Here is a 21,695-nt window from a genome sequence, read left to right on the forward strand (position 1 = left end):
TTTTATGCTGTAAGTTACAAGCTTGAAAAAAGGTAATTTTTCCTTTTTTTAAGCTCCTTTTGTATCACTTCGCTAAACACCAAGTATTAGAAACAAAGGCTTTGCTCTGCAGGGCCGGCTTTTTCTACACATATTTGATTTATGAAGGGCGGAGGGATTGTATTGGGTGCAGACCTCAAGGAACTAAAACATCGGTATTTTGAGACAAATGCAGACGAAACGCTGGTAGCTAAAGCAAAAATTGGTGACGTTGTATCCCAGGAATTACTTATTAATAAATACAAAGGTTTTGTACGGGCCAAGTCAAAATCCTATTTTCTTATCGGTGGAGATCATGATGATATCGTTCAGGAGGGGATGATTGGCTTATACAAAGCAATCCGGGATTTCAACAGCGAAAAGCTGTCTTCATTCAGGGCGTTTGCAGAGCTTTGTGTGACAAGGCAGATCATTACCGCTATTAAGACAGCCACCAGGCAGAAACACGGCCCTCTGAACTCGTATATTTCACTTGATAAACCATTATACGATGAAGAATCCGAGCGGACGTTGTTAGACGTCGTTTGCGTGTCCAAATTCAGTAACCCGGAAGAACTTCTCATTAATCAGGAAGCCTTCTCTGATATTGAAGAAAAAATCAACGAAATCTTAAGCGATTTTGAGCAGCGTGTACTTGCACTTTACCTGGATGGAAAATCCTATCAGGAAATATCCATGGAACTTAACCGCCATATCAAGTCAATTGATAATGCGCTGCAGCGGGTAAAGCGGAAAATGGAAAAGTATGTTGAAATGAAAAGCCTCATTTGTTGAAAATGGGCTGTTATTATTATTTCCATTGACAGCGCTTTCCTGCGTTGTTATGATATACCTACAAGTTAAACAGCGGATGGAGTCTATGATAACCGTACATTTCCTACTTTAGAGGAGTGTGCGGTTTTTTACTCTATCTGATTTCCAAATTATAGAAACAAAAGGCGGAAATGGATGTACCACAAAAGAGGAGGCTAATTATGTTTGAATTCGTAGCCGAAGCATTTGGCACGATGATTTTAATTATTTTTGGAGGTGGTGTAGTAGCCAACGTAAACTTAAACAAATCTAAAGCAAAAGACGGTGGCTGGATAGTAGTAGCTATCGGCTGGGGACTTGGGGTTATGCTGGGTGTTTACGCTATAGGCCAGTTTACAGGGGCCCACTTAAACCCGGCTGTGACGTTAAGTTTTGCCCTTATTGGTGAATTTCCATGGGGAATGGCAGCTACTTATATTGCCGGTCAGCTTTTAGGAGCCTTTTTAGGAGCTGTTATCGTTTATTTTCATTTTCTGCAGCATTTCAAAGCAACAGATGATCCCGATGTAAAACTGGGTGTTTTCTCCACGGATCCGGCTATTCCGCACCCGTTCTCCAACGTACTTAGTGAATTTATTGGAACCGCTGTCTTAATCGCTGGACTGCTGACGATTGGTGCTAATGAATTCAGCGAAGGTTTAAACCCTTTAATTGTCGGTCTTCTGATCGTAGCTATTGGTATTTCACTTGGAGGTCCGACGGGGTATGCGATTAATCCAGCGCGTGACCTTGGGCCGAGAATTGCCCACTTTGTTCTTCCTATAGAGGGCAAACGTGATTCCAACTGGCAGTATGCGTGGATCCCGATTGTAGGGCCAATAACAGGAGGCATGTTTGGAGCCTGCCTGTATCAGGTAATATTTACAGAGGCCGGTACGGCTTTGTTTATAGGTTATTCTATTTTCACCATCATCTTTCTTGCAGCTGTATACTTTATCGGGGCACGTGCTCAGCGTTCCCAGCATAGCAATACGAAAACACAAAACTAAATTGAGGGGGACATAGAAATGGCAGACAAGTATATTATGGCAATTGACCAGGGCACTACAAGTTCGAGAGCTATTTTATTTAATAAGAAGGGGTTAATTGTAGGAACATCCCAGCGTGAATTTAAGCAGTATTTCCCAAAATCCGGGTGGGTGGAGCATAACGCCCAGGAAATCTGGAGTTCGGTTCTTGCCTGCGTTGCACAGGTTCTTTCTGAAAATGATATTTCCGCGGAGCAGGTAGCCGGTATCGGTATTACCAACCAGCGGGAAACAACAGTTGTCTGGGATAAACATACCGGCAAGCCTGTTTACCACGCTATCGTATGGCAGTCCAGGCAGACCATGGATATATGCAATGAACTTAAGGAACAGGGTCATAACGATACTTTCCGTAACAAAACCGGCCTGTTAATTGATGCTTATTTCTCCGGCACAAAAATTAAATGGATTTTAGATAACGTAGAAGGAGCAAGAGAAAAAGCGGAAAATGGCGACCTTCTCTTCGGTACGATGGATACATGGCTCATTTGGAAGCTGACAGGCGGAAAAGAGCATGTAACAGACTATACCAACGCTTCAAGAACCTTAATCTATAACATTTATGACCTGCAGTGGGACGATGAACTGTTGGAAATTCTGGATATTCCTAAGAAAATGCTGCCGGAAGTAAAACCATCCTCCGAAGTATACGGCAAAACAATTGATTATCATTTCTTCGGACAGGAAATTCCGATCGCCGGGGTAGCCGGCGACCAGCAGGCTGCATTATTCGGCCAGGCCTGCTTCGAGGAAGGCATGGCGAAAAATACGTACGGCACCGGGTGCTTTATGCTCATGAACACCGGAGAAAAAGCCGTATCCTCCGATCACGGCCTGCTGACTACAATTGCCTGGGGTATTGATGGCAAAGTCGAGTATGCTTTGGAAGGCAGTATTTTCGTCGCCGGCTCAGCTATTCAGTGGCTCCGTGACGGACTTCGTATGTTTAGTGACGCTGCCGCCAGTGAGCGCTATGCAGAGCGGGTGGATTCGACAGAAGGCGTCTACGTTGTACCTGCTTTTGTCGGTCTTGGTACTCCATATTGGGACAGCGAAATGCGCGGGGCAGTCTTTGGTTTAACGAGAGGAACGGAAAAAGAACACTTCGTACGTGCTACGCTTGAATCACTTGCCTATCAGACGAAGGATGTTCTTGCTGCTATGGAGGCAGATTCCGGTATTGAAGTAAAAACACTCCGCGTGGATGGAGGAGCCGTAGCAAATGAATTTTTGATGCAGTTCCAAAGTGATATCCTCAATGTGCCGGTAGAGCGTCCGGGCGTAAATGAAACAACCGCGCTTGGAGCAGCCTACCTGGCCGGACTTGCTATTGGGTTCTGGAAGGATAAAAGCGAAATTGCAGAACAGTGGAATCAGGATAAACTCTTTAAACCTGCAATGACCACAGAAAATAGAGACAGCCTTTATAAAGGCTGGAAGAAAGCGGTAGAAGCCGCCCAGGTATTCAAACCTTAATTTCCGTATTATCAAAATAAACAGAACCGGTGCAGAATTATCTGTGCCGGTTCTGTTTATTTTCTGCTTGTAATATGAGCAGAGGCTGCATTGACAATGCCTCTCCTATATGGTAAATTAACTGAGCGTATGCAAACCACGTGAAGAGATTCAAGGAGGCACTTAATGCGGGAGAAGGTAGGCTTAGCGTGTACGACTTGTTTATCTAGAAACCACATAACAGAAAAGAACAAACAAACGCAGACACACCGCATTGAGATGAAGAAGTTTTGCAAACACTGCAATGCGCATACCCTTCATCGAGAGACGAAATAAGCGGTTGTTTTTTTATTGGCAAAAAACAGACAAAAACGTAAATGTTATGGAAATTATCATATACAAGCAGGATACTTTATATGCTGGTTGAATATATAGGGAGGTGCCACTATGGCAGAAAGTACAAAGAACCCAGTGAAATTTCTAAAAGAAGTCGGCGGTGAGATGAAGCGGGTGACATGGCCGACGCGCAAAGAGCTGACAAAGTATACCATCGTCGTAATTATTACGATTATTTTCTTTGTTATCTTTTTTGCAATCGTAGATCTCGGACTGTCTGAATTGGTGCGTATTTTCCTATAATCGTCTGTTGCAAAAGGTAGAATGAATTGTTAGAAAAGGAGGTCGTCCGCGACCACATGGAAAAAAGCTGGTTTGTTGTTCATACTTATTCCGGATACGAGAATAAAGTAAAAACCAACCTGGAAAAGCGCGTAGAATCAATGGAGATGACAGATAAAATCTTTAGGGTTCTCGTGCCGGTTGAAGAAGAAACAGAAATAAAAGATGGTAAAAGCAAATCCGTTACAAGAAAAGTATTTCCTGGATATGTTATCGTGGAAATGATTATGACCGATGATTCCTGGTATGTTGTACGAAACACGCCGGGCGTGACCGGATTTGTTGGATCTTCCGGAGCGGGCTCCAAGCCGACGCCGCTTCTGCCGGATGAAGTAGACCGTATCCTAAAGCAGATGGGTGTAGCCGAGCCGAAGTCCGAAATCGACCTTGTACTCAAAGAAACGGTAAAAGTAAAAGAAGGTCCGTTTGCCGACTTTACTGGAAGCATCGAAGACATCAACATGGAAAAACGCAAAGTAAAAGTATTTGTAAACATGTTTGGAAGAGAGACTCCTGTAGAGCTTGAGTTTAACCAGGTGGAAAAGATTTAAAATCATCCCTTGCAGTTATGGACTACAGGTGGTAAGATTTTAATGTTTGGTAAGTATTTAAATTAAAATCAGCTGTAAAACAGTTGTTTTTTAAATGAGTGGGAGGACTTAAATGTCCGATGAACCACATCACGGACTAAGGAGGTGTGTCGCGTGGCTAAAAGAGTCGACAGAGTAGTTAAATTGCAAATTCCAGCTGGTAAAGCAAACCCAGCTCCGCCGGTAGGTCCAGCATTGGGTCAAGCAGGTGTGAATATTATGGGATTCTGTAAAGAGTTCAATGCTCGTACTCAGGATGAAGCTGGAATGATTATTCCGGTAGAAATCACTGTATATGAGGATCGTTCCTTTACATTTATTACGAAAACGCCGCCGGCTGCTATTTTGCTTAAAAAAGCAGCAGGAATCGAAAGTGGTTCTGGTGAACCGAATCGCAATAAAGTAGCAACGGTTAAACGTGATCAAGTACGTGAAATCGCAGAAACGAAAATGCCCGATCTTAATGCTTCTGACGTAGATTCAGCGATGCTCATGATTGAGGGTACAGCTCGCAGCATGGGTATTACTGTAGAAGACTAAGAACTGACGATAGGCCTTGCGAAGGTTGCGACACTGTTGCCAGTATGGGACGGATAATGTTGCAACCTTTCATAGTGGGAGGTATAACCGCTAAAACCACAATCGAGGAGGAAAAATAAATTGGCTAAAAAAGGTAAAAAGTATCAAGACGCCATCAAGCTCGTTGACCGCGATCAGCAGTACAGCGCGGAGGAAGCAATCGAGCTTGTGAAAAAGACGTCTATTGCAAAATTCGATGAGACAGTAGAATTAGCTACTCGTCTTGGTGTAGACCCTCGTAAAAACGATCAGCAGATCCGCGGAGCAGTAGTCCTTCCACACGGAACGGGCAAGACGCAGCGCGTGCTTGTTTTTGCAAAAGGCGAAAAAGCTCAGGAAGCTGAAGCAGCTGGAGCAGATTTCGTTGGAGAAGAAGATCTTGTTAACAAGATCCAGCAGGGATGGTTTGAATTCGACGTAGTTGTTGCTACTCCTGACATGATGGCTCAGGTTGGTAAACTAGGACGTACGCTTGGACCAAAAGGTCTTATGCCAAACCCTAAAACCGGCACTGTGACAATGGATGTAACAAAAGCTATTGAAGAAATCAAAGCTGGTAAAGTAGAATACCGCGTAGATAAATCCGGTAACATTCACGCACCAATCGGCAAAGTATCATTTGGTACAGAGCAGTTGGTCGAGAACCTTACGACGATTATCGACACGTTGGTAAAAGCAAAGCCGGCAGCATCTAAAGGTACGTACGTAAAGAACGTAGCTGTTGCTTCGACAATGGGACCTGGCGTGAAAATCAGCAGGAGCACATTGAAGAATATCAGATAATGATTGACTTTCGTCGTTATTGCCGCTATGCTAAGTAGCGTTATAAATATAATTGTATATGCCGCAGACAGCAGGAGCGATTTTATCGCTTAATACTTCCTGCCGAGGTGTTTTCTTCAATTTCAGCTGAAATTGAAATATAGAGAACAAAGCCCTCCAGTCTGTGTTATGACGAAGGGGCTTTTTCTTATGGGTCTCCCATAGGAAGTCTGTCTGTCATACATGTACGAAGATGAAAAAGCAGGAGGTGTAGCAGATGAGTAAAGTGATTGAAAGAAAAGAAACGGTCGTTAATGAAATTGCTGAAAAGCTTGAAAGCAGTGTTTCTACTATCGTAGTTGATTATCGTGGGCTGAACGTTACGGAGGTTACTGAACTTCGTCAAAAGCTTCGTGAAGCAGGAGTAGATTTCAAAGTCTACAAAAACACGATGACTCGCCGTGCGACTGAAAAAACGAACCTTACTGACCTTGATGAGCATTTGGTGGGACCTACAGCCATTGCAACAAGTAAAGAAGACGTAATTGCGCCGGCTAAAGTCTTAAACAACTTCGCTAAAGATCATAATGCACTCGAAATCAAAACAGGAATTATTGAAGGCCGTGTTGTTTCTCTCGAAGAAATTACGCAATTGGCTTCTCTTCCTTCCTACGATGGAATGGTATCTATGCTTCTTAGCGTACTTCAGGCTCCAATCCGGAACCTTGCTCTTGCAACGAAAGCAGTGGCAGAGCAGAAGGAAGAAAATGCATCATAATCACCGAAAGGTGTCGTAACAAAAATACAAATTATATTGAAGGAGGATTAACAATGAGTAAAGAAACAATCATTGAAGAAGTAAAGGAAATGTCCGTTCTAGAACTAAACGACCTTGTAAAAGCAATTGAAGAAGAGTTTGGTGTAACAGCAGCAGCGCCAGTAGCAGCAGGTGCTGGAGCAGCTGAAGTAGAAGAAGAGCAGACTGAATTCGATGTTATTCTTGAATCTGCAGGCGCTTCTAAGATTAACGTAATCAAAGTTGTTCGCGGAATCACTGGCCTTGGCTTGAAAGAAGCTAAAGCACTAGTTGATGGCGCTCCAGAAACAATCAAAGAAGGCGTAAGCAAAGAAGACGCTGACGAAGTTAAATCTCAGCTTGAAGAAGCTGGCGCATCTGTAGAAGTTAAGTAATACCCAGAGACAAAAACAAAAGGAGTTTTCTCTGCTTAGCGCAGGGGAGGCTCCTTTTTTTAGCTTTCTGCTGAAACGGGCAATTGTTTGCCCAAACTCATATAATTGATTATGATAAAATATACGATCTATCATAAAAGATAGAACAAACGACAAAAATGGGGTGCAGCAGTGAGTGATCATTACTTTAATAATCAGCCGCAGGTGAAAAGCGAAGAAATTACTATTACGAGTTACCTTCGAGGAGAAGAAAAGAAGTGGATCAGCGATCGCGGCGTTTTTTCCCGAAAAGAAGTGGATTTTGGCACAAAAACAATGCTTGATGTTTTTGAATGGCCTTCCATAGAAGGAAACCTGCTTGATATTGGCTGTGGTTACGGCGTTGTAGGGATAACCCTGGCCGGAGAAACGGATCAGGAAGTGTACCTGACCGACGTAAACGAACGAGCGCTTCAGCTTGCCCAAAAAAATGCGGATAAGCATAGAGTAAACAATGTTCATGTTATTCAAAGTGATTTGTATCAAGGCCTCGGCACGCAGACGTTTGCTGCTATCCTGAGTAATCCTCCTGTCCGTGCAGGAAAGAAGGTAGTGCATGCTATTATAGAAGATGCTTACAGTCGTTTGAAAACGGGCGGGGAACTTTGGGTTGTGCTTCAGAAAAAGCAAGGGGCGCCTTCGGCGAAAGAGAAAATGGAAGCTGTGTACGATGAAGTGGAACTAGTGAAGAAAAATAAAGGCTACTACATTCTCAAAGGAAAAAAACATTGACCTCTGTTGCCATTTGTGATATTATCATTTAATGCGTACATCTATATACTATGCTATAATGATCTAACGTAGATCAACTTCAATTTACTTCCACACCAGCCCTAAAAGAATAAAAACGTCAAGCATTCTTCGTTTCCTAATTAATATAGTGGTTTTTCCAAAAGAAACCATTATTTTTTGATGCGTGGAAATAGACATGGGCGCTTTCCATCCATCAAATACTACCAAATATTACTTAAACGAGTGATACCATATAAGACCTCTTGCCTTGGAATAGGGAACGGGTCTTCTATGTTTCTATAATATTTATCGCTAACCGACATGGGTCCATCATCTGGGCAACCAGATGAACATTATGTGAGATTTGAGGGGTGAAGCAGTTGGCAGGTCAATTAATTCAATTTGGACGTCACCGCCAGAGAAGAAGCTACGCAAGAATCAATGAGGTATTGGAGCTTCCAAACCTTATCGAGATTCAGACTTCTTCCTATCAGTGGTTCCTTGATGTAGGAATCAGAGAGATGTTTCAGGATATCTCTCCAATTGAGGATTTCACTGGAAATCTGATTCTGGAATTCATCGATTACAGCTTAGGAGAACCTAAATATTCAATAGACGAGTCGAAAGAACGCGATGTAACTTACAACGCGCCGCTTCGTGTAAAGGTTCGCTTAATGAATAAAGAAACAGGCGAAGTGAAAGAACAAGAAGTATTTATGGGTGATTTCCCACTCATGACAGATACAGGCACGTTTATTATAAATGGTGCAGAGCGCGTTATTGTATCGCAGCTCGTTCGTTCGCCAAGCGTATATTATAACGAAAAAGTAGATAAAAACGGAAAACGCGGCTATACTGCTACGGTTATTCCTAACCGTGGAGCATGGCTCGAATTGGAAACAGACGCTAAGGATATTGTCTATGTCCGCATCGACCGGACAAGAAAAATTCCGGTTACGGTTCTTCTTCGTGCGATTGGTTTTGGCTCTGACCAGGAGATTATAGATCTCCTGGGAGAAGATGAATACCTGCGCAACACGCTTGAAAAAGATAATACAGACGGCATCGATAAAGCCCTTCTGGAAATTTATGAGCGCCTCCGTCCCGGAGAGCCGCCTACTGTCGACAGTGCAAAAAGCCTTCTTAACACTCGTTTCTTCGATCCGAAGCGTTATGATCTGGCAAATGTAGGCCGCTATAAAATGAATAAGAAGCTTCACATTCAAAATAGATTATTTAACCAGAAGCTGGCAGAAACGCTGGCAGATCCAGAAACCGGCGAAATCATCGCTGAAGAAGGCGTAGTAATGGACCGCCGTACACTTGACCGTATTCTTCCTTACCTTGAGAACGGCCTTGGCTTCAAGAAATTTTCTGTTGCCGGAGGAGTGATCGAGGAATCGGAATTAGACGTTCAGTCTATTAAAATTTATTCTCCAAGCGACCAGGATCAGGAGCAGGTAATTAACGTTATCAGCAATGGTAATATCGATACTGGTATCAAGAATATTACTCCTGAGGATATTGTTGCTTCCATTAACCACTTCTTCAATCTGCTTCATAGAGTAGGAAGAACAGACGATATTGACCATCTGGGCAACAGACGCCTTCGTTCTGTAGGGGAGCTTCTTCAAAACCAATTTAGAATTGGTCTTTCCCGTATGGAAAGAGTGGTACGGGAGCGTATGTCAATCCAGGACCCAAGTGCGATTACGCCGCAGGCGCTTATTAATATCCGCCCTGTTATCGCATCTATTAAAGAGTTCTTTGGAAGCTCTCAGCTTTCCCAGTTTATGGACCAGACCAACCCTCTGGCAGAACTAACGCATAAGCGTCGTTTGTCTGCATTGGGACCCGGTGGTTTAACACGGGAACGTGCCGGTTTTGAAGTTCGTGACGTACACTATTCCCACTATGGAAGAATGTGTCCGATTGAAACCCCGGAAGGGCCGAACATTGGATTAATCAACTCCTTGTCCAGCTATGCCCGTGTAAACGAATTTGGGTTTATCGAAACGGCTTACCGCCGCGTCGACCCGGAAACGGGTATTGTGACAGAGCAGTGTGATTATCTGACGGCAGATGAAGAGGATAATTATGTTGTAGCACAGGCAAACGCAAAGCTTGCCGACGACGGCCAGTTTGCCGATGATAATATCATTGCCCGTTTCCGTGGAGAAAACACCATTGTTCCTAAAGCGAAAATCGACTACATGGACGTTTCACCAAAGCAGGTAGTATCTGCTGCAACGGCATGTATTCCTTTCCTGGAAAATGATGACTCCAACCGTGCTCTTATGGGAGCAAACATGCAGAGACAGGCAGTGCCGCTTCTTGAACCGGAAGCACCTATCGTCGGAACGGGTATGGAATATGTTTCCGCCCGTGACTCCGGAGCTGCAATCGTTGCCCGTACCAATGGTGTAGTTGAAAGAGTAACTGCCCGTGAAGTACAGCTCCGCAGAGTGGAGACGGTAGATGGAAAAGAAGTAAAAACGGACGTTGACCGTTATAAATTATCCAAATATATTCGTTCCAACCAAGGAACAAGCTATAACCAGCGCCCAATCGTCAGCGAAGGCGATCAGATTGAAAAAGGCGAAGTGCTTGCTGACGGCCCATCCATGGATAAAGGCGAAATGGCCCTTGGCCGTAACGTATTAGTAGGCTTTATGACATGGGACGGTTACAACTACGAGGATGCGATCATTTTAAGTGAGCGTCTCGTAAAAGATGACGTTTATACTTCTGTCCACATTGAGGAGTATGAATCAGAAGCACGGGATACGAAGCTTGGACCTGAAGAAATCACAAGAGATATTCCAAACGTAAGTGAAGATGCTCTTAAGAATCTTGACGACCGTGGTATTATCCGCGTTGGTGCAGAAGTGAAAGATGGAGATATTCTTGTAGGGAAAGTTACACCTAAAGGGGTAACAGAGCTTACGGCAGAAGAAAGACTTCTTCATGCAATCTTCGGCGAAAAAGCCCGCGAAGTTAGAGATACTTCTCTTCGGGTGCCTCACGGTGCAGACGGTATCGTACTTGATGTGAAAATATTTAACCGTGAAGACGGAGACGAACTGCCACCCGGCGTGAATCAGCTTGTACGTGCTTATATCGTACAGAAGCGGAAGATTCATGAAGGGGATAAAATGGCCGGACGTCACGGAAATAAAGGTGTTATTTCCCGTATTCTTCCAGAAGAAGATATGCCTTACCTTCCGGATGGAACGCCGATCGACATTATGCTTAACCCGCTTGGTGTACCTTCCCGTATGAACATTGGACAGGTGCTTGAGCTTCACTTGGGAATGGCAGCCCGTGCTTTAAATATGCACGTGGCAACACCGGTATTTGATGGTGCTAACGAGGATGATGTATGGGATACGATTGAAGAAGCCGGTATGGCAAGAGACGGAAAGACCGTTCTCTACGACGGCCGAACAGGCGAACCGTTTGATAATCGTGTCTCCGTCGGAGTCAGTTACATGATCAAGCTTGCCCACATGGTAGATGACAAGCTTCACGCTCGTTCTACTGGTCCATATTCTCTCGTAACGCAGCAGCCACTGGGTGGTAAAGCTCAGTTCGGCGGCCAGCGTTTCGGTGAAATGGAAGTATGGGCACTGGAAGCATATGGTGCAGCGTACACGCTTCAGGAAATTCTGACCGTTAAATCAGATGACGTAGTAGGACGTGTAAAAACGTATGAAGCTATCGTCAAAGGGGAAAACGTGCCGGAACCAGGCGTGCCTGAATCCTTTAAAGTATTAATTAAAGAACTTCAAAGTCTGGGAATGGACGTAAAAATGCTTTCCAGTAATGAAGAAGAGATTGAAATGAGAGATCTCGACGACGAAGATGAACAATCTGGAGATAAGCTGAACTTGAAAATGGAATCCAGTGAAAATGCTTAAAGACGGTTTCAGTCAAAAGAGCGGAAAAGAGCAAGGGTCTGTCCCGGCTCTTTTTCCTGCCTTTTTGTTTGCACCGCCATCCCATAGTTCGAAAGGGAGGTCTACCTCTTGATAGATGTGAATAATTTCGAGTACATGAAAATTGGTCTCGCCTCACCAAGTAAGATCCGTTCCTGGTCACGCGGTGAAGTAAAGAAGCCGGAGACTATTAACTATAGAACGTTAAAACCAGAAAAAGACGGCTTGTTTTGTGAGCGTATTTTTGGTCCTCAAAAAGACTGGGAATGCCACTGTGGAAAATATAAGCGTGTCCGTTATAAAGGTGTTGTCTGCGACCGCTGTGGAGTAGAAGTAACACGTTCAAAAGTCCGCCGCGAGCGTATGGGACACATTGAACTGGCAGCGCCTGTTTCCCATATCTGGTATTTCAAAGGTATTCCGAGCCGTATGGGCCTTGTGCTTGATATGTCTCCGCGTTCCCTTGAAGAAGTTATCTATTTTGCTTCCTATATTGTGACAGAGCCTGGAGAAACATCGCTTGAATACAAGCAGCTTCTCTCTGAAAAAGAATACCGTGCCTACTACGATAAGTACGGCCGCGGCTTCTCTGCGCAAATGGGTGCAGAAGCGATCCGCAAGCTGTTGATGGATATCGATATGGATAAAGAAGTAAAGCTTTTAAAAGAAGAGCTGGAAACAGCTCAGGGACAGCGTCGTACTCGTGCCATTAAACGCCTAGAGGTGCTTGAAGCGTTCCGTCACTCCGGTAACGATCCTTTCTGGATGATCCTGGATGTACTTCCGGTTATTCCACCGGAACTTCGCCCAATGGTTCAATTAGACGGTGGACGTTTTGCGACATCTGACTTGAATGACTTGTACCGCCGGGTTATTAACAGAAATAACCGTTTGAAGCGCCTGCTTGATTTAGGGGCTCCAAATATTATCGTTCAAAACGAAAAGAGAATGCTGCAGGAAGCTGTAGATGCTCTTATCGATAATGGACGCCGTGGACGTCCGGTTACCGGTCCTGGTAACCGTCCATTAAAATCCCTTTCCCACATGCTTAAAGGTAAACAGGGACGTTTCCGTCAGAATCTACTTGGTAAACGTGTCGACTATTCCGGTCGTTCTGTTATCGTGGTAGGGCCTGCCTTGAAGATGTATCAGTGCGGACTTCCTAAAGAAATGGCGCTGGAGCTTTTCAAGCCATTTGTTATGAAAGAATTAGTAGGCCGCGGCCTTGCTCACAATATTAAGAGTGCTAAGCGTAAAGTGGAAAGAGTTCATCCGGAAGTATGGGATGTTCTTGAAGAAGTTATCCGCGAGCACCCTGTATTGTTAAACCGTGCACCAACGCTTCACCGTCTTGGTATTCAGGCATTTGAACCGATCCTTGTAGAGGGTCGTGCTATCAAGCTGCACCCGCTTGTATGTACAGCATATAATGCTGACTTCGACGGGGACCAGATGGCAGTACACGTGCCTCTCTCAGCAGAAGCACAGGCAGAAGCAAGAATTCTTATGCTTGCTGCCCAGAACATCCTGAATCCAAAGGACGGTAAGCCGGTTGTTACTCCTTCCCAGGACATGGTTTTAGGTAACTACTACCTGACGCTGGAAAGAAAAGGAGCAATTGGAGAAGGGTCTATCTTTAACGATACGGATGAAGCTATTACGGCGTATCAGAATGGATATGTCCATCTCCATACAAGAGTAGCGCTTCCTGTTTCTTCATTAACAAAAACGAATTTTGCAGAAGATCAGAGAAACAAACTTTTGTTAACAACAGTAGGTAAGCTGATTTTTAACGAAATTCTGCCGCTGTCATTCCCTTATATTAATGAGCCGACTGCTTCTAACCTTGAAGTAGCGACGCCAAATAAATATATTGTTTCAAAAACGACAGATATCAAAAAGGCTTTCGAAGAGCTTGATTTAGTTCTTCCATTTAAAAAAGGATTCCTTGGAGATATCATTGCGGAAGTGTTTAAGAGATTCCAGATTATTGAAACATCCAAAATGCTCGACCGTATGAAAGATCTTGGTTTTGCATATTCTACAAAAGCAGGTATCACTGTTGGTATTTCTGATATCGTGGTTCTTCCGGAAAAGCAGGTTATTCTGGACGAGGCAGACAGCAAGGTTGCCCGCGTTATGCAGCAGTTCCGCCGTGGTCTGATTACGGAAGAAGAGCGTTATGCAAAAGTTATTGCGGTATGGAGTGAAGCAAAAGATATTATTCAGAATAAGCTTATGGGTACACTCGACCGTTCGAACCCTATCTTTATGATGAGTGACTCCGGTGCCCGTGGTAACGCATCAAACTTTACGCAGCTTGCTGGTATGCGTGGCTTGATGGCTAACCCATCCGGACGTATTATTGAGCTTCCAATCAAGTCCAGTTTCCGTGAAGGTCTGACGGTACTTGAGTACTTTATTTCAACACACGGTGCCCGTAAAGGTCTTGCCGATACAGCTCTTAAAACAGCTGACTCAGGTTATCTTACGCGCCGTCTGGTGGATGTGGCTCAGGACGTTATCGTACGTGAAGATGACTGCGGTACAGATAAAGGTCTGGACGTATTCGCCCTTCGCGAAGGAAATGAATTGATTGAAAACCTTCACGACAGAGTACTTGGACGTGTAGCGTTTAAGACAGTACGCCATCCGGAAACACAGGAAGTCATTGTGAAAAAAGGTGAGCAGATTGACGAAGAGCTTACTAAAGCGATCGATGAATCAGGTGTTGAAACGGTAACCATCCGTTCTGCCTTTACGTGTGATACTAGACACGGCGTATGTAAGAAGTGTTACGGCAAAAACCTTGCAACTGGTGCAGACGTAGAAGTAGGAGAAGCAGTCGGCATTATTGCCGCTCAATCCATTGGTGAGCCGGGTACCCAGCTTACTATGCGTACGTTCCACACAGGTGGTGTAGCCGGAGACGATATTACGCAGGGTCTTCCGCGTATCCAGGAACTGTTTGAAGCAAGAAACCCTAAAGGTCAGGCGCTTATCTCCGAACTGATTGGAGAAGTAGTCGACATTAAAGACCTTCAGGATAAAAAAGAAGTTACAATCAAAGGTGAAAAAGAAACCAGAACGTATACAACGGCGTACGGCGCCCGTCTAAAAGTGGTGCTTGGCGACAAAGTAACAGCCGGCTTCCCGCTGACTGAAGGTTCGATTGACCCTAAAGAACTTCTAAAAGTAACCGGCCTGCAGGAAGTACAGGAGTACCTTCTAAAAGAAGTACAGAAAGTATACCGTATGCAGGGTGTGGAAATTGGAGATAAACACGTAGAAGTAATGGTACGCCAGATGCTTCGTAAAGTGCGCGTCGTTGATTCCGGTGACACAACGGTTCTTCCAGGAAGCCTTGTAGAAATTCACGCATTTGATCATGCAAATGAGCAGGTGCTTGAAGATAGTAAAATGCCTGCAGTAGGTAATCCTGTTATTCTCGGTATTACGAAAGCATCTCTTGAAACAGAATCCTTCCTTTCAGCGGCTTCTTTCCAGGAAACTACAAGAGTCCTGACAGATGCAGCCATCAAAGGAAAAAGAGATGAACTACTCGGCCTGAAGGAAAATGTTATTATAGGTAAACTTGTTCCGGCTGGTACCGGAATGCACCGTTACCGCAATTTGAAGAGTGTCTACCCAGGGGCTTCAGCACCTGCTGAAACACCGAAAGAACAGGTTTTAACTAAAGAATAATAGGTGTTGACATCTCATTTTAGCGGTGATATGCTATCAAAGTGTGCTTGGCAACCTGTGCTTTGGAGGATAAAATGTCTTATGAAAAAGTAAAGCAGGCGGAAGATGTTCTTATAGGAACAAAACAGACGCTTAAAGCTCTTGAATCGAACATTGCTTTGGAAATTATTTTGGCAGAAGATGCTGATCCGGCGATCAAAAGCCGTATTCTGCAGCATGCTGAAAGCAAAGAGGTATCGGTTCAAATAGTAGAGTCAATGAAGCAGCTTGGAAAAGCCTGCGGCATTGATGTCGGAGCAGCCGTAGTAACATTAAAAAAGTAATAGGGTTTTTGCTGGAAGGCTTGGTCTTCCGGCAAAAACTTTCCTTTTGCTTTAAAATGAACCACCTGGAACGGTGGTCTTAAAAAAGCTATGGAAAGGAGGAAAAACATTGCCTACTATTAATCAATTAGTACGTAAAGGACGTCAAGTTAAAGGAAGAAAGTCTGACTCTCCTGCATTGAACAAAGGCTTTAACAGCTATAAAAAGTTCCAGACAGACCAGTCTTCTCCCCAAAAACGTGGAGTTTGTACTCGTGTAGGAACAATGACACCAAAGAAGCCGAACTCAGCACTTCGTAAATATGCTCGTGTGCGTTTGACCAACCAGATTGAGGTAACTGCCTACATCCCTGGTATCGGACACAATCTTCAGGAGCACAGTGTGGTTCTTATTCGCGGAGGCCGTGTAAAAGACCTTCCGGGTGTACGTTATCACATTGTTCGTGGAGCGCTTGATACAGCAGGAGTTCAAAACAGAAAGCAAAGCCGTTCTAAATACGGTACGAAACGTTCAAAGTAATACAAACAAAAATATGATTTCTTTTGAAAGGAGGAATTCACATGCCTCGTAAAGGACCAGTCCCACGCAGGGATGTACTGCCAGACCCAATTTACAAATCCAAGCTAATCACGCGTCTTATTAACCGTATTATGCTTGAAGGTAAAAAAGGAAAAGCTCAAAACATTTTGTATAATGCTTTTGACCTTATCCGTGAGCGTTCTGGACAGGATCCAATGGAAGTATTTGATCAAGCAATGAAAAATGTTATGCCGGTATTGGAAGTTAAAGCTCGCCGCGTTGGGGGAGCAAACTATCAGGTACCAATCGAAGTAAAGCCTGAGCGCCGCACTACTCTTGCTCTACGTTGGGTCGTAAGCTATGCTAGACTCCGTGGAGAAAAGACAATGGAAGAGCGTCTTGCTAATGAAATTCTTGATGCTTCAAACAACACTGGATCAGCAGTGAAGAAGCGTGAAGATGTACACCGTATGGCTGAAGCGAACAAAGCTTTCGCTCACTATCGCTGGTAGAATATCCCGCTGCCTTTTTTCACCGGCAGCAGCGGATTACCGCTGAATGACAAACCCTTTTATAAATAAGGAAAGAAGAAAGGAGAAAGAGAGTCCATGCCAAGAGAGTTCTCCTTAGATAAAACTCGTAATATCGGTATCATGGCTCACATTGACGCTGGTAAGACTACGGCAACAGAACGTATTCTTTATTATACCGGACGTATCCACAAAATTGGCGAAACGCACGAAGGTGCATCGCAAATGGACTGGATGGCCCAGGAGCAGGAGCGTGGAATTACAATCACATCTGCTGCAACAACGGCCCAGTGGAAAGACCATAGAATTAATATCATTGATACACCAGGTCACGTGGATTTTACCGTGGAAGTGGAACGTTCCCTTCGTGTACTTGATGGAGCAGTAGCCGTACTTGACGCACAGTCAGGTGTGGAGCCGCAGACAGAAACTGTATGGCGCCAGGCTACAACTTATCACGTACCACGTATCGTGTTCATAAACAAAATGGATAAAATTGGTGCTGACTTTGTTTACTCCCTAGGAACGTTGAAAGAGCGTCTTGGTGCTAACGCCCACGCTATTCAGCTTCCAATTGGTGCAGAAGATGATTTTGAAGGCATTATTGATCTAATCAATATGGAAGCTTTCTATTATCTTGATGACCTTGGTACTCGTACAGAAGCAAGAGAAATTCCTGAAGAGTACAAAGCACAGGCTGAGGAATATCACGAAAAACTAGTTGAAGCTGTATCAGAACTTGATGAAGACCTTACAATGAAGTACCTTGAAGGGGAAGCATTAACTACAGCTGAACTAAAAGAGGGTATCCGTAAGGGTACGCTTAACGTTGAATTCTATCCAGTTCTCTGCGGATCTGCTTTCAAAAACAAAGGGGTACAGCTCATGATTGATGCTGTATTGGATTACCTTCCGTCCCCGCTTGACGTTCCTCCAATCAAAGGTATCCTTCCAGATACTGAAGAAGAAGTAGAACGTCCAGCTGACGACAAAGGACCGTTTGCTGCACTTGCCTTTAAAGTAGCAACAGACCCTTATGTTGGTAAGCTTACTTTCTTCCGCGTATATTCCGGTACACTTGATTCTGGTTCTTATGTTCGTAATACAACAAAAGAAAAGCGTGAGCGCGTTGGACGTATCCTTCAAATGCACGCTAACTCCAGAGAAGAGATTGCAACCGTTTATGCAGGAGACATTGCTGCGGGTGTTGGTTTAAAAGATACGTCAACAGGGGATACGCTTTGTGATGACAAGAGCCGCGTGATTCTTGAATCCATGGACTTCCCTGAGCCGGTTATCTCTCTTTCTGTAGAGCCGAAGTCAAAAGCAGACCATGATAAAATGGGTATTGCTCTTGCCAAGCTTGCTGAAGAAGACCCAACATTCCAAACAGAAACAGACGAAGAAACTGGACAGACAATCATTAAAGGTATGGGTGAACTTCACCTTGATATCATCGTTGACCGGATGAAGCGCGAATTTAAGGTAGAGGCCACTGTTGGTGCGCCGCAGGTATCTTATCGTGAAACAATCCGTGTAGATGCTAAATGTGAAGGTAAATTCGTACGTCAGTCCGGTGGACGCGGTCAGTACGGCCACGTTTGGGTTGAGTTTGGTCCAAACGAAGAAGGCGCTGGATTTGAATTTACAAATGCTATCGTTGGTGGATCTGTTCCCCGCGAATACATCGCATCCGTTGAGCAGGGAATCAAAGAATCTCTTCAAAACGGACTTTTAGCAGGCTATCCTGTTATCGATGTAAAAGCAAGGCTATATGATGGTTCTTACCATGATGTTGACTCTAACGAGATGGCATTTAAGGTAGCTGCATCTATGGCATTCAAGAAAGCTAAGGAAAAATGTTCACCAGTACTCCTTGAGCCTCTAATGAAGGTTGAAGTTGTTGTTCCAGAAGAATATATGGGCGACGTAATGGGTGACATCACTTCCCGCCGTGGACGTGTAGACGGCATGGAAGCACGTGCTAATACGCAGGCTATTAAAGCTTATGTACCACTTGCTGAAATGTTCGGCTATGCTACAAATCTTCGTTCAAACACTCAGGGACGTGGAAACTACAGCATGTTCTTCGATCATTACGAAGAAGTTCCTAAGAGTGTGTCCGAAGAAATCATTAAGAAAAACGTTGGCTAAAATACGTTTCTAATGATTGTTTGATAGAATGTTTTACTGTAAGCTAAAAGGTGATGACAGCACTATGCACATTGCCTTTTATAATAAATTAAATGACCTGATTTAAGGAGGAAATTCATAATGGGAAAAGAAAAATTCGACCGTTCCAAGTCGCATGCCAATATCGGTACTATCGGGCACGTCGACCACGGTAAAACAACATTAACTGCAGCAATCACAACAGTTCTTCACAAGAAATCCGGTAAAGGTACAGCTATGGCTTATGACGCTATCGACGGTGCTCCAGAAGAGCGCGAGCGCGGTATCACAATTTCCACAGCACACGTAGAGTACGAAACAGATACTCGTCACTACGCTCACGTGGATTGCCCAGGACACGCCGACTATGTTAAAAACATGATCACTGGTGCAGCACAAATGGACGGAGCTATTCTAGTTGTATCAGCAGCTGATGGCCCAATGCCACAGACTCGCGAGCACATCCTTCTTTCCCGTCAAGTAGGTGTACCAACTATGGTTGTTTTCCTAAACAAAGTAGATATGGTAGACGACGAGGAGCTTCTTGAGCTTGTTGAGATGGAAGTCCGCGATCTTCTTACAGAGTATGACTTCCCAGGTGACGAAATTCCAATCATCAGCGGTTCTGCTCTTAGAGCTCTTGAAGGCAACGAAGAGTATGAAAACAAAATCGTTGAGCTTATGCAAGCTGTAGACGACTATATCCCAACTCCAGAGCGTGACAAAGACAAGCCATTCATGATGCCTGTCGAGGACGTATTCTCTATCACTGGACGTGGAACAGTTGCTACTGGCCGTGTTGAGCGTGGAGTTCTTAACGTAGGAGACGAAGTTGAAATCATCGGTATCGATGAGACAGCTAGAAAAACTACAGTAACTGGTGTTGAAATGTTCCGTAAGCTTCTTGACTATGCAGAAGCCGGCGACAACATTGGCGCACTTCTTCGTGGTGTAAGCCGCGACGACATCAAGCGTGGACAAGTACTTGCTAAGCCAGGTACAATTACTCCGCACACTAACTTCAAAGCTGAAGTTTATGTTCTATCTAAAGAAGAAGGTGGACGTCACACTCCATTCTTCACAAACTATCGTCCACAGTTCTATTTCCGTACTACGGACGTTACTGGTATCTGCCAACTTCCAGAAGGCGTAGAAATGGTTATGCCTGGCGATAACGTTGAAATGACTGTAGAGCTTATTTCTCCAATCGCTATCGAAGAAGGTACAAAGTTCTCTATCCGTGAGGGTGGACGTACTGTTGGTGCCGGTGTTGTAGCAACAATCCAGAAGTAATATCCTATTAACTTCCCAGCTGTCACAGCTGGGAAGTTTTTTTATTTTACATAAAACTGCATATTTTTGACAAAAGCGGGAAGAGAAAAAGTGACAAAAAAAGGAGTGAATGAAAATGGAAGAGAAAGTGTTTATTAGTCCCGGCAAATATGTGCAGGGGATGAACGTCCTGGACAAAACAGGAAGCTACATTAAAGCCATGGGGAAAAAGGCAATTATTCTTGCAGATGATTTCGTCTGGGATTTAACGGGAGAGCGAATAACTACAAGCTTGAAAAATGACGAAGTGGAGTCTTTCTACTTTAAGTTTAATGGTGAAGCTTCCAAAAAAGAAATTGAACGAATTGCTGAAAAAGCAAAAGAGGAGCAGGCTGATATAGTGATAGGTGTCGGCGGGGGTAAAACCCTGGATACCGCAAAAGGAGTAAGAGAACATTTGGATAATGCAGTATGCGTTATTATTCCAACGACAGCATCCACCGACGCTCCGACGAGTGCTTTGTCCGTTATTTATTCCGATGAAGGAGTGTTTGAATCCTACCGGTTCTATTCTAAAAACCCCGACTTGATATTAATGGATTCCAAAATTATTGCAGAAGCCCCGCCCCGTTTTCTGGCTTCCGGTATTGCCGATGCAATGGCAACTTGGGTAGAAGCTAAAGCGGCGATCCGTTCAAATTCCAAAGCCATGTCCGGCGGTCTTACGACTATAGCAGGTGCTGCTATAGCGGAAAAATGTGAAGAAACGCTGTTTGAATACGGTGAACTTGCTTACGAATCCAATAAACGTCAAGTTGTATCCTACGCACTGGAGCAGATCGTGGAGGCCAATACACTTTTGAGCGGACTGGGATTTGAAAGCGGCGGACTGGCTTTAGCTCATGCTATTCATAATGGATTTACCGTTCTAAGCGGCGATATTCATCATATGACGCATGGAGAAAAAGTAGCATTTGGAACATTGAGTCAGCTTGTACTCGAGCGCCGTCCAAAAGAAGAAATTGAAAAATATATTTCTTTTTATTCCGTTTTAGGCCTTCCGGTAACCCTTGCGGATCTTCATTTAGACAAAGCTTCCGATGAAGACCTCCATAAGGTGGCAGAAACGGCATTAACAGAAGGGGAGAGCAGTCACAACTTCCCTGGCTCTCTTACTCCTTTTCAGGTGGTCGATGCAATGAAAGCCGCCGATCAGTATGCATCAATGTATCAGAAGAACCGTTAATTAACGGAAAACAGCAGAGGCCGAAGGCTTTTGCTGTTTTTTTTATTTTATCCGTTACTTTTTTCTTCTATAGTATAGCTGCA

General features: G+C 44.1%; 19 protein-coding genes and 1 other annotated feature. All 19 genes read left to right on the top strand.

What is annotated here, in order from left to right; translation table 11 throughout:
- Window positions 1-162 precede the first annotated feature (162 nt).
- The 19 genes from sigH to ATL39_RS17030 all read left to right on the top strand — a co-directional run bounded on the left by sigH (window position 163) and on the right by ATL39_RS17030 (window position 21,612).
- Entirely contained in the window at window positions 163-813 is a 651-nt protein-coding gene (gene sigH / locus ATL39_RS16940; protein WP_120194566.1) for an RNA polymerase sporulation sigma factor SigH, read from the top strand.
- A gap of 200 nt (window positions 814-1,013) precedes the next feature.
- Entirely contained in the window at window positions 1,014-1,841 is an 828-nt protein-coding gene (locus ATL39_RS16945) for an MIP/aquaporin family protein (RefSeq protein ID WP_120194567.1), read from the top strand.
- Between the two features lie 18 nt (window positions 1,842-1,859).
- The gene (glpK, locus tag ATL39_RS16950; protein WP_120194568.1) at window positions 1,860-3,356 is read left to right on the top strand and encodes a glycerol kinase GlpK; all 1,497 of its coding nucleotides are present in this window, start codon (window positions 1,860-1,862) and stop codon (window positions 3,354-3,356) included.
- Window positions 3,357-3,521: 165 nt separating this feature from the next.
- Window positions 3,522-3,671, top strand: a complete 150-nt coding sequence (rpmG, locus tag ATL39_RS16955; RefSeq protein ID WP_120194569.1) for a 50S ribosomal protein L33 — start codon at window positions 3,522-3,524, stop codon at window positions 3,669-3,671.
- A 111-nt stretch (window positions 3,672-3,782) separates the two neighbouring features.
- Entirely contained in the window at window positions 3,783-3,974 is a 192-nt protein-coding gene (gene secE / locus ATL39_RS16960) for a preprotein translocase subunit SecE (protein ID WP_120194570.1), read from the top strand.
- A gap of 56 nt (window positions 3,975-4,030) precedes the next feature.
- On the top strand, window positions 4,031-4,564 hold the full coding sequence (gene nusG / locus ATL39_RS16965) for a transcription termination/antitermination protein NusG (protein WP_120194571.1): 534 nt from the start codon (window positions 4,031-4,033) through the stop codon (window positions 4,562-4,564).
- Between the two features lie 153 nt (window positions 4,565-4,717).
- Window positions 4,718-5,143 carry a 50S ribosomal protein L11 gene (rplK, locus tag ATL39_RS16970; RefSeq protein ID WP_147419369.1) on the top strand — a complete coding sequence of 142 codons (426 nt, stop codon included), beginning with the start codon at window positions 4,718-4,720 and terminating at the stop codon, window positions 5,141-5,143.
- Between the two features lie 120 nt (window positions 5,144-5,263).
- Window positions 5,264-5,965, top strand: coding sequence for a 50S ribosomal protein L1 (gene rplA, locus ATL39_RS16975; protein WP_120194573.1), 702 nt, complete (start codon window positions 5,264-5,266; stop codon window positions 5,963-5,965).
- 43 nt (window positions 5,966-6,008) lie between these two features.
- Window positions 6,009-6,162 (top strand) — a sequence feature (ribosomal protein L10 leader region).
- Window positions 6,163-6,221: 59 nt separating this feature from the next.
- Complete coding sequence (rplJ, locus tag ATL39_RS16980) at window positions 6,222-6,722, top strand: 50S ribosomal protein L10 (protein ID WP_120194574.1); 501 nt, start codon at window positions 6,222-6,224, stop codon at window positions 6,720-6,722.
- 53 nt (window positions 6,723-6,775) lie between these two features.
- Window positions 6,776-7,135: a 50S ribosomal protein L7/L12 gene (rplL, locus tag ATL39_RS16985; protein WP_120194575.1), complete on the top strand. Its 360-nt coding sequence runs from the start codon at window positions 6,776-6,778 to the stop codon at window positions 7,133-7,135.
- Between the two features lie 171 nt (window positions 7,136-7,306).
- Entirely contained in the window at window positions 7,307-7,906 is a 600-nt protein-coding gene (locus tag ATL39_RS16990; protein ID WP_120194576.1) for a class I SAM-dependent methyltransferase, read from the top strand.
- Between the two features lie 380 nt (window positions 7,907-8,286).
- A complete protein-coding gene (gene rpoB, locus ATL39_RS16995; RefSeq protein WP_120194577.1) occupies window positions 8,287-11,826 on the top strand; it encodes a DNA-directed RNA polymerase subunit beta in 3,540 nt (1,179 codons plus the stop codon).
- Window positions 11,827-11,934: 108 nt separating this feature from the next.
- Complete coding sequence (rpoC, locus tag ATL39_RS17000) at window positions 11,935-15,549, top strand: DNA-directed RNA polymerase subunit beta' (RefSeq protein WP_120194578.1); 3,615 nt, start codon at window positions 11,935-11,937, stop codon at window positions 15,547-15,549.
- A gap of 74 nt (window positions 15,550-15,623) precedes the next feature.
- Window positions 15,624-15,872: a 50S ribosomal protein L7ae-like protein gene (locus ATL39_RS17005; RefSeq protein WP_120194579.1), complete on the top strand. Its 249-nt coding sequence runs from the start codon at window positions 15,624-15,626 to the stop codon at window positions 15,870-15,872.
- Between the two features lie 109 nt (window positions 15,873-15,981).
- A complete protein-coding gene (gene rpsL, locus ATL39_RS17010; protein ID WP_120194580.1) occupies window positions 15,982-16,392 on the top strand; it encodes a 30S ribosomal protein S12 in 411 nt (136 codons plus the stop codon).
- A 41-nt stretch (window positions 16,393-16,433) separates the two neighbouring features.
- The gene (gene rpsG, locus ATL39_RS17015) at window positions 16,434-16,904 is read left to right on the top strand and encodes a 30S ribosomal protein S7 (RefSeq protein ID WP_120194581.1); all 471 of its coding nucleotides are present in this window, start codon (window positions 16,434-16,436) and stop codon (window positions 16,902-16,904) included.
- A 96-nt stretch (window positions 16,905-17,000) separates the two neighbouring features.
- The gene (gene fusA, locus ATL39_RS17020) at window positions 17,001-19,076 is read left to right on the top strand and encodes an elongation factor G (protein WP_120194582.1); all 2,076 of its coding nucleotides are present in this window, start codon (window positions 17,001-17,003) and stop codon (window positions 19,074-19,076) included.
- Between the two features lie 120 nt (window positions 19,077-19,196).
- Window positions 19,197-20,387: an elongation factor Tu gene (gene tuf, locus ATL39_RS17025; RefSeq protein WP_120194583.1), complete on the top strand. Its 1,191-nt coding sequence runs from the start codon at window positions 19,197-19,199 to the stop codon at window positions 20,385-20,387.
- A 115-nt stretch (window positions 20,388-20,502) separates the two neighbouring features.
- Window positions 20,503-21,612, top strand: a complete 1,110-nt coding sequence (locus tag ATL39_RS17030; protein ID WP_120194584.1) for a glycerol dehydrogenase — start codon at window positions 20,503-20,505, stop codon at window positions 21,610-21,612.
- Window positions 21,613-21,695: the final 83 nt, after the last annotated feature.

Source organism: Sinobaca qinghaiensis (assembly GCF_003610495.1).
GTDB classification, from domain to species: Bacteria; Bacillota; Bacilli; order Bacillales; family Marinococcaceae; genus Sinobaca; species Sinobaca qinghaiensis.